Here is an 8547-nt window from a genome sequence, read left to right as displayed (position 1 = left end):
ATCGAAGAGGCCGCACTGTCCAAGGAAACGGACGCGGCCAGCAAGGCGCGCCTCGAAGAATTGCGCAAGGAGCTGGCCGACCTGCGGGCCGAGGCAGACGCCCGGCACGCTCAATGGGAGGCGGAGCGGCAGGCGATCCGGCGGGTGCAAGAACTGCGAGGAGATTTGGAACGGTTGCGCGTCGAGGCCGAGGCCGCCGAACGCAACTACGACCTCAATCGGGCAGCCGAGTTGCGATACGGCGAGATCACCGAGCTCGAACGCCGGCTCGAGGCGGCGGAGGAGCAACTGGCCACCAGACAAGGCCGAAATCCGTTGCTGCGTGAAGTGGTCACCGAAGACGAGATCGCAGAGATCGTGGCCGCATGGACTGGTATCCCGGTCGCCCGGCTGCAAGAAGGTGAGCGGGAGAAGTTGTTGAAGCTCGACGAGATCCTGCACGAGCGGGTCGTCGGTCAGGACGAGGCGGTGCAACTGGTCGCGGACGCTGTGATCCGGGCGAGGTCCGGTATCCGTGATCCTCGTCGACCGATCGGTTCGTTCATTTTCCTGGGCCCGACGGGCGTCGGAAAGACCGAGCTTGCAAAGACATTGGCCAGCGCCCTATTCGACAGTGAAGACAACATGGTGCGCCTCGATATGAGCGAGTACCAGGAACGGCACACGGTGAGTCGGCTCATCGGTGCACCTCCCGGATACGTCGGGTACGACGAAGGTGGCCAGCTCACCGAGGCGGTGCGGCGTAAGCCGTACTCCGTGGTGCTCTTCGACGAGATCGAGAAGGCCCACGCCGACGTCTTCAATACCCTGCTGCAGGTGCTCGACGACGGCCGGATCACCGATTCTCAAGGGAGGCAAGTCGATTTCCGGAACACGGTGATCATCATGACCTCCAACATCGGATCCCAGCATCTCCTCGACGGGGTCACAGCCGACGGCGAAATCAAGCCGGACGCCAGGGAACGGGTGATGGCGGAACTGCGCGGGCATTTCCGCCCCGAATTCCTCAACCGGGTCGACGACATCGTGCTGTTCTCCCCACTCACCCTGCCCCAGATCGAGCACATAGTGGAACTGCAACTCACCGACCTTCGAAACAGGTTGTCGGAGAGACAGATACACCTGGAAATCACACCGGAGGCACGCCGACTGATCGCCGAACACGGGTTCGACCCTGTCTACGGTGCGCGGCCGCTGCGCCGATACATCGCACACGAGGTCGAAACCAAGATCGGCCGTGCACTGTTGCGCGGCGAGATCAAACCGGACGGCACCATCAGCGTCACGGTGGACGGCGGCGAGCTTGCCGTCGCGTATGCCGAACCCGCCTTCGCGGCGGCCTGAGAAGAGGTAACTGGTCATGGGATCCGAAAAGGTGAAGTGCCCGAACTGCGGCAAGACCAACAACATCCCGGCAGCAGGGGAAGGAAAACCTCGCTGCGGCAACTGCCACGAGCCGCTGCCCTGGATCGCCGCGGCGGGAGACGGTGACTTCGCGGAGATCGTCGAAAAATCCTCGGTGCCTGTGCTCGTGGATCTGTGGGCGACGTGGTGCGGCCCGTGTCGCATGGTCAGCCCCGCGCTCGAGCAGCTCGCCAGAGAACACGTCGGCCAGATCAAGCTGGTCAAGGTCGACGTCGATGCTGCACCCCGGACGGCTGAACGATTCACCGTCCGCGCCGTGCCGACTCTGCTGGTGATGGACCGGGGTGAGGTTCTCGCTCGCCAGTCGGGCGCAGCTCCGGTCCCCCAGCTGCGCACGTGGCTCGATCAGGCGCTATCGGAAAATGCCGGCGAGGAGGCGAAGTCATGAGTCCTGTCCATGCGGACCCACATGTAACCGCGATCCGGGCCGTGGTGCCGCGTACCCCGCAGGGCTGCGAGGAATGTCTTCGCCTCGGCACCCCGTGGGTGCATCTGAGGCTGTGCCTGACGTGCGGACACGTCGGTTGCTGCGACTCTTCGCCGGGCAGGCACGCGAGTGCTCACGCTCACGCCATCGGGCATCCGATCGTCCAGTCGATGGAGCCCGGCGAGGATTGGCGGTGGTGTTATGTCGACCAGAACTTCGTCTGAGGGCGCCTCACCCATCGGGTACAGCCCGCCGGTCGACGACGAGACCCCGGACGAGGAGGGCGCCTTCCCGCGGCTGACAGACGACCAGGTCGCGAAGCTCGAGGTCGGTGGCTCGCGTCGACCGGTTCACGCCGGCGAGGTGCTGATCCGAGAAGGCGCGCCTGACAACGATTTCGTCGTCGTCCTTTCCGGAAAGATCGCAGTCGTCGACGAAGGCGACGCGGACGGCGAGCGCCGGATACTGCGCGTGCACGGTCCTGGGCGTTTCCTGGGCGAGCTCGGACTCCTGGAAGGGCAGGTGGCGTTCTTCACCGCCGAAGCGATCGAGGACGGCGAGGTACTCGTCGTCCCGGCCGAGCAGGTACGCGAGCTGATTGCCCACGATCCCGTGCTCAGCGATTTGATCCTGCGCGCCTACCTTGTGCGTCGGCACTTGCTGATCGGGCTCGGCTCCGGATTCCGGATCATCGGCTCCTGCTTCTCCCCGGATACGTTGCGACTTCGTGAGTTCGCGATGCGAAACCGTCTGCCCCACAAGTGGTTCGACTTGGAACAGGACGAACGAGTGGAGCAGCTGCTACGCAGCCTGAACGTCGCACCCGAGGACACACCCGTCGTGATCTGGCACGGCGAGAAGGTGCTGCGCAATCCGACGAATGCGGAACTCGCACGCGTCGTCGGGCTTCCTGTCCCGGCACCCGTCGCGGACGCAGCCAAGGACGTCTACAACCTCGTCGTCGTGGGTGCCGGACCGGCCGGCCTGGCCGCATCGGTGTACGGCGCCTCGGACGGGTTGAACACGGTGACGTTGGAGCGGATCGCTGCGGGCGGCCAAGCCAGTACCTCATCCCGGATCGAGAATTATCTGGGATTCCCCGCCGGGGTCTCCGGCTCCGAATTGGCCGAGCGAGCCGTGCTCCAGGCCGGGAAGTTCGGCGCCCGCATCCTGGTGTCGGCAGAAGTGACCGGTTTGGGATCCGAGGCCGGGAACCATGTGCTCCGACTGGCGGACGGCGGGTCGGTGCACGCCCGGGCCGTTGTGCTCGCCGCCGGAGCGCGGTACCGCAAGTTGGCCGTTCAGGGGATCGAGGCGCTGGAAGGAACAAGCGTGTACTACGCCGCAACGCATCAGGAAGCACGGATATGCGGCACCGACCCGATAGCCATCGTCGGTGGCGGCAACTCCGCCGGCCAGGCCGCCGTCTTCCTCGCCGAGCATGTCTCACAGGTGCACCTGCTCATCCGCGGCGATGACCTCGGGAAGAGCATGTCCCGATACCTGGTCGACCAGATCGAACACCATCCGCGGGTCACCGTGCACCGGCACACCGAGATTCGTGCGGTCCACGGCGAGAAATACCTCGAAGCAATTGCGGTCGAGGACAATCATACCGGCGACCAGGACACGATTCGGGTGCGCGCCCTGTTCGTCTTCATCGGGGCGGTACCGCACACCGGGTGGCTTGCCGACGCGATCGCACTCGACGACCACGGCTTCGTCCTCACCGGTGAGGACGCGATCCACGCACGAGCAGACGGCAGCCTGCCAATCAACGGCGGCCTGTCCAGGACGCTCGAAACCAGCCTGCCCGGCCTGTTCGCGGCGGGCGACATCCGCCGAGGTTCGGTGAAACGAGTGGCATCCGCCGTCGGCGAAGGAGCGATGGCCGTACGCCAAATCCATGAATACTTCGAAAGGAGCTGACGACATGCCAGTAATGGGCACCGTGAAATTCCAACGGTTCTTCAGGGCAGCGGCCGGACTGCAGGTCGACCGGAACGATCTCAAGCGCTATACCGATTTCATCGACGACAAGATCTACGACGTGATCCTGATCGGGAAAGCCTCCGCGAAAGCAAACTTGCGCGACGTGATCGAACCGTGGGACCTGCCGATCACCAAGGGATTACAGGAGAGCATCCACCGGTTCGAAAAACTCGACGAGGAGATCGAACTTCAACCGCTGCTCGATCAGCTCACGGCCCGCCCGCCCTTGGACGTGGCCCTCTCAGAGGAGACAGAGCAACGACTGCCGCTGATCGCAGGAGGGTTGAGCGTAGCGCTGGCGCAAACTTTCGCCACGGTCGAGCCGGACCGCAAGAACCCCGGCACAGCCCAATGGACAGTCGCCTTCGACATCTTCCACCTCCTTCTGTGATTACCACCCGTCCCGGCTGACAGCGCGTCTGAGTTCGAATATGCTGTCCGGCTGCGAAAATGCCGGTGCGATTCAGAACTGCCTGTCAGTTGGCGTCGACGACGGAGGATTTCCGGCGAGAGGTGCGGTTTCCGCGCTCGATTCTCGAGCAGCGAGAACTCCAGTGAGGGACTCGATTACAGCCCTCAGATCTTCTGCCGTGAGCGGGTTCGGCTTACACGCCGAACCTCTGACACCGGTAGTCCGCGTGGCCAGGCGACGAGCAGAACTCGTCGATCGCCGATCGCTCCTTCGGCTCATCTGAGAACCTTTCGTCTTCACTTTCTCGATCCCCGCATCGGGCGGGCCCTGAGCACTTCTGGGCGCGCACAGCTCAAGGCCCGGCAAGGAGACCAGTGAGGGTGATATGGCCTTGCCTTGACGAACACCCGCCCGAATGTTTGCCCCCTCGAACGGAACGGGTGCCCCCGACCCGACGAAGGTTATTGCGCACTGCTTGTAGACGACAGGGTCGAAAGTCCCAGTTCCATTGTGATGAGCAAGCTTTGACGGTGGCTGAAGTGTTCTCCCTTACAGCCGGTTCGGTGTGTGCACGAACACCGACATCGTTCGCAGCGACTCCGACGAACGAGCACCCGCGATGTTCGATGCCCGATCCACCCGCAAACATCGGGAAAAGACCTATTTTGCGAAAGCATTCGGAACAGACGTCTGCAAACCAAATACCAGGCACGGGCCACCTTTCCAGGCACCGCGGCTACTGCGCAGCTAGCGTGACCACTTCTTGGCATCGAAGGCGACAGAGCCGGCGGCTCCATTACCGCACCGCCGCTACTGACGAAGTGCCGTACCGCGCCGCCCGAGTCGATTCGAGGCCGAAGGCGGCCACCGCTTTTGTCGGGACCAGGCAACGCAGCGATCTTCAGGGACCGGAACACTTCCCCAAAGCTTCTGGCACTCTCGGTTGCAGAGTGCTAATTCGTGTGGTTATCATGTTCTCGCACAGTAAGTTCGGTCAACCGCCACAGTGGCGGTGACCTTTCTTTTCACAATATGGGAGGTGTGTTGCTGTGCTTCGTTTCGATCCTTTCACCGACATCGACGCGATCACCAAGTCCGTACTCGCCGCGGGAACCGGCAACGGACGCAGTCCACGGTTCATGCCGATGGACCTCTACAAGGTCGAAGACCAGTACGTCCTGCACGCCGATCTTCCCGGCGTCGACCCAGGATCAGTGGACGTCCACATCGACGGCTCGACTCTGACGTTGACCGCGCATCGCACCGCTCTTTCCGAAGAGGGTGTGAGCTGGCTGGCGAGTGAGCGTTTCGCTGGAACATACAGACGGCAACTGTCCATCAGCGACGACATCGACGCCGAACAGATCGTCGCCTCATACGACAACGGCGTGTTGACGGTGACCTTGCCGATCGCGGAGAAGGCGAAACCGCGGCGGATCGAGGTCTCCTCCGGACCGCCCTCCCGAACCGAAACCATCGAAGCGACAACACAGGTCCAGGTCGAAGTCTGATCCTACCGGCCCGGACAAGCGTTCCACGGTGGGGTGAGTTCCGAAGACACGCGATGCGTGCTCGGGACCCACCCCACCGCCCTTTCGATCCCCACCGCCGTTCGGTCCTCTCTGCACCCGTATGGCCGATCGGCCCATCCACCACACGAAAGAATCAGCACGAGAACCCTTTAGCCGTCATGACTGCATCAACCTTCCCCCCGCACGAGCAATCCAACAACACAGGCAACACCGAATCCCGCCCGCACACCTCGCCCAATTGGTGGGATCACCACCGCCCGATCACCAGCGACGAATACAGCGACATGGCGTTGATGCTCGGTGCCCTCTCGATCCTGACGTTCTGGATGTTCGGCCTCAGCATCCTCCTCGGTGCCGCCGCCATCGGAATCGCCCTGGCAGCGCGCCGACCCGACACCCCCGGACGCGATCTGGGCGACAACACCGCCGGCGTGGTCGGGATCCTCACCGGCATTGCCGGAATCGCCTTCGGCGCCGTCTTCCTCACCGCAGCACTACCCCACCTGTAGACAAACCGAATTTTGCACTAGTGGAATCGAATTGGTGCTTGTAGCAGGATCTCACAAGATCTGAAATCCGTCCCACCTTCAGGCGATGGCGGCAGCAGCTATCCCCGCGCCATATCGACGAATTTCGAGAGGTGAAGTTGGTGCGCCACAGTGATTGTCGCGGTCGGGCCGTTACGGTGCTTACCCAGAATCAGGTCGGCTTCACCGCCACGGGGATCGTCTCGCTCGGTCGCGTCAGGGCGATACAGCAGGATCACCATGTCGGCGTCCTGCTCGAGCGATCCGGACTCACGAAGGTCGGCGACCTGGGGACGCTTGTCGGTTCGCTGCTCAGGACCACGGTTGAGCTGACAGATCGCGACAACCGGAACTTCAAGCTCCTTCGCCAAAAGCTTTAGGCTACGGGAGAATTCGGAGACTTCCTGCTGACGGGACTCGACCTTTTTACCCGAGCTCATCAGCTGGAGGTAGTCGATGACGATCAGGCGAATGTCGTGTTTCTGCTTGAGCCGCCGCGCTTTTGCGCGGATTTCCATCATGGTGAGGTTGGGGGAGTCGTCGATGAATAGCGGCGCCTCACTGATCTCACTCATGCGACGCGCGAGCTTGGTCCAGTCGTCGTCGGTCATCTTTCCGGAGCGCATGTCGCCGAGCTTGATCTTTGCCTCTGCGGACAGCAGACGCATGACGATCTCGGTTTTGCTCATTTCCAGCGAGAACATGACGCTGGCCATGCCATGGGTAATTGAGCAGGAACGCAGGAAATCCATTCCGAGCGTGGAGTTGTGCGTCGGGACCATCGAATGACCGGCCAGGTACATGTGGTCGGCGTTGTCGACCTCGACGCAGCGAACCGGAACACTCGCAATTGGCCGAACGTCGACAATGAAGCGCGATCCGTGATCCTCGGCGCGCAGTTCCTTGTGGAACAACATCTTTCGAGAAACGCGGAACACATCTGCGTTTGCAACAATCGACAGAACTGATTCGCCTGCAATTGTTACTCCAAAACCGAGGCCAACAACCAACTCCGCGATATCGCCTGACAGACCTTGATGTGCAATCGCCAAGGCAATCGAACCGTCGTCGCCGACAACACCCGCAACATCGAGGATGCCTGCCAGCAGGTCGCGTCGCTGCCCGATGGGGCCACGGAGGTACTCGGCCGGAATGCGCTTGTCTTCCAAGGACACCTGGGCGCAACCATCGCCCTCGAGGAACATGGCAATCTCGGGGTCAACCGAATCGAGAGCACCGTCGGTGCCCAACCACACACCGAAGGTGTAAGCGGGAGTCACGAGTTCCTGGGCCGCAAAATCCAAGGCAGCAGTGTTGGCAACTCGATGCCCGGAATCCAGATGGGCGTAAATATCGGCGGTAGTGCGGACCGAAACACTGGAGGTCTCCGTCAACCACTGATGCTGCTCGTCGGCAACCAACACAGTTCCGTCGGAGAACTCGACCTCGTAGCAAGGGCGGTCGACCATCACATCGGTAGCGGCAACAACCCGCGTCGGCTTGCCGTGGTTGTCGATCAACAGATCACCGACAGCAACGTCACCCATCGTGGTCCAGCCACTGGGGGTCGCGAGGGGAGTATCGAGGGCAAGCGCCTTGCCCACACCAGGTCTAGCCGCGACGATGATCATCTGACCTGCGTGAAGGCCGTTGGTGATCTCGTCGAGATCCTTGAATCCGGTGGGCACACCGAGGGAAATTCCGCCGCGGCTGGCGATGGAGTCGATCTCGTCCATCGTGGGCTGGAGGAGTTCGGTGAGGGGTACGAAGTCTTCGGTGGTCCGACGCTCGGTGACCTCGAAAATCTCGGCCTGCGCGCGGTCGACAACCTCGGCCACGTCCTGACCCTCGGTGCCGGCGTAGCCGTACTGGACGATGCGCGTACCGGCATCGACGAGACGACGCAGCACGGACTTCTCCGCCACGATCTCGGCATAGAAGGCGGCGTTGGCCGCTGTGGGCACTGTCTGGGTCAACGTCACCAGGTAGGCGGCACCGCCGATACGGCGGAGCTCACCTCGACGGTCGAGCTCGGCGGAGACCGTCACCGGGTCGGCGGGCTCGCCGCGGCTGTAGAGGTCCAGGATCACGTCGTAGACGGACTGATGGGCGGGCCGGTAGAAGTCACCCGGACGCAGTACCTCGAGAACGTCGGCGATGGCGTCCTTGCTCAGCAGCATGCCGCCGAGCACCGACTGCTCGGCAGTCATGTCCTGAGGTGGCTGGCGTCCG

8 protein-coding genes are annotated in these 8547 nt (G+C 62.6%); 7 read left to right on the top strand and 1 reads right to left on the bottom strand.

The window, feature by feature from the left end:
* The 7 genes from ACZ3J7_RS31825 to ACZ3J7_RS31795 all read left to right on the top strand — a co-directional run.
* Positions 1-1344, top strand: a 1344-nt coding sequence (locus ACZ3J7_RS31825) for an AAA family ATPase (protein ID WP_353802427.1), incomplete at its 5' end; no start/stop codon positions are given.
* A gap of 16 nt (positions 1345-1360) precedes the next feature.
* Entirely contained in the window at positions 1361-1813 is a 453-nt protein-coding gene (gene trxA, locus ACZ3J7_RS31820; protein ID WP_136471087.1) for a thioredoxin, read from the top strand.
* Complete coding sequence (locus tag ACZ3J7_RS31815) at positions 1810-2076, top strand: UBP-type zinc finger domain-containing protein (protein ID WP_007735548.1); 267 nt, start codon at positions 1810-1812, stop codon at positions 2074-2076. Before trxA ends, ACZ3J7_RS31815 begins: the two co-directional genes overlap by 4 nt.
* Complete coding sequence (locus ACZ3J7_RS31810) at positions 2054-3781, top strand: FAD-dependent oxidoreductase (protein ID WP_353802428.1); 1728 nt, start codon at positions 2054-2056, stop codon at positions 3779-3781. Before ACZ3J7_RS31815 ends, ACZ3J7_RS31810 begins: the two co-directional genes overlap by 23 nt.
* 4 nt (positions 3782-3785) lie before the next feature.
* Positions 3786-4235: a DUF1931 family protein gene (locus tag ACZ3J7_RS31805; RefSeq protein WP_020971361.1), complete on the top strand. Its 450-nt coding sequence runs from the start codon at positions 3786-3788 to the stop codon at positions 4233-4235.
* 1070 nt (positions 4236-5305) lie between these two features.
* Positions 5306-5767 carry an Hsp20/alpha crystallin family protein gene (locus ACZ3J7_RS31800; RefSeq protein WP_095971678.1) on the top strand — a complete coding sequence of 154 codons (462 nt, stop codon included), beginning with the start codon at positions 5306-5308 and terminating at the stop codon, positions 5765-5767.
* A gap of 179 nt (positions 5768-5946) precedes the next feature.
* Positions 5947-6297, top strand: coding sequence for a hypothetical protein (locus ACZ3J7_RS31795; protein ID WP_095971677.1), 351 nt, complete (start codon positions 5947-5949; stop codon positions 6295-6297).
* Between the two features lie 98 nt (positions 6298-6395).
* Here the strand turns inward: ACZ3J7_RS31795 and dnaB are convergent, their stop codons facing one another.
* A complete protein-coding gene (gene dnaB / locus ACZ3J7_RS31790) occupies positions 6396-8525 on the bottom strand; it encodes a replicative DNA helicase (protein WP_465626816.1) in 2130 nt (709 codons plus the stop codon).
* Between the last annotated feature and the right edge of the window lie 22 nt (positions 8526-8547).

It is taken from the genome of Kitasatospora sp. NPDC015121 (genome assembly GCF_055562955.1).
Note: the sequence above shows the minus strand (reverse complement) of the source record. Positions and strands in the feature narration are given on the sequence as shown.

What these genes read in the sequence shown, in the direction of transcription:
- trxA (WP_136471087.1), top strand. Translation starts at nt 1,361, where the DNA reads ATGGGATCCGAAAAGGTGAAGTGCCCGAACTGCGGCAAGACCAACAAC.
- ACZ3J7_RS31815 (WP_007735548.1), top strand. Translation starts at nt 1,810, where the DNA reads ATGAGTCCTGTCCATGCGGACCCACATGTAACCGCGATCCGGGCCGTG.
- ACZ3J7_RS31810 (WP_353802428.1), top strand. Translation starts at nt 2,054, where the DNA reads ATGTCGACCAGAACTTCGTCTGAGGGCGCCTCACCCATCGGGTACAGC.
- ACZ3J7_RS31805 (WP_020971361.1), top strand. Translation starts at nt 3,786, where the DNA reads ATGCCAGTAATGGGCACCGTGAAATTCCAACGGTTCTTCAGGGCAGCG.
- ACZ3J7_RS31795 (WP_095971677.1), top strand. Translation starts at nt 5,947, where the DNA reads ATGACTGCATCAACCTTCCCCCCGCACGAGCAATCCAACAACACAGGC.
- dnaB (WP_465626816.1), bottom strand. Translation starts at nt 8,525, where the DNA reads ATGACTGCCGAGCAGTCGGTGCTCGGCGGCATGCTGCTGAGCAAGGAC.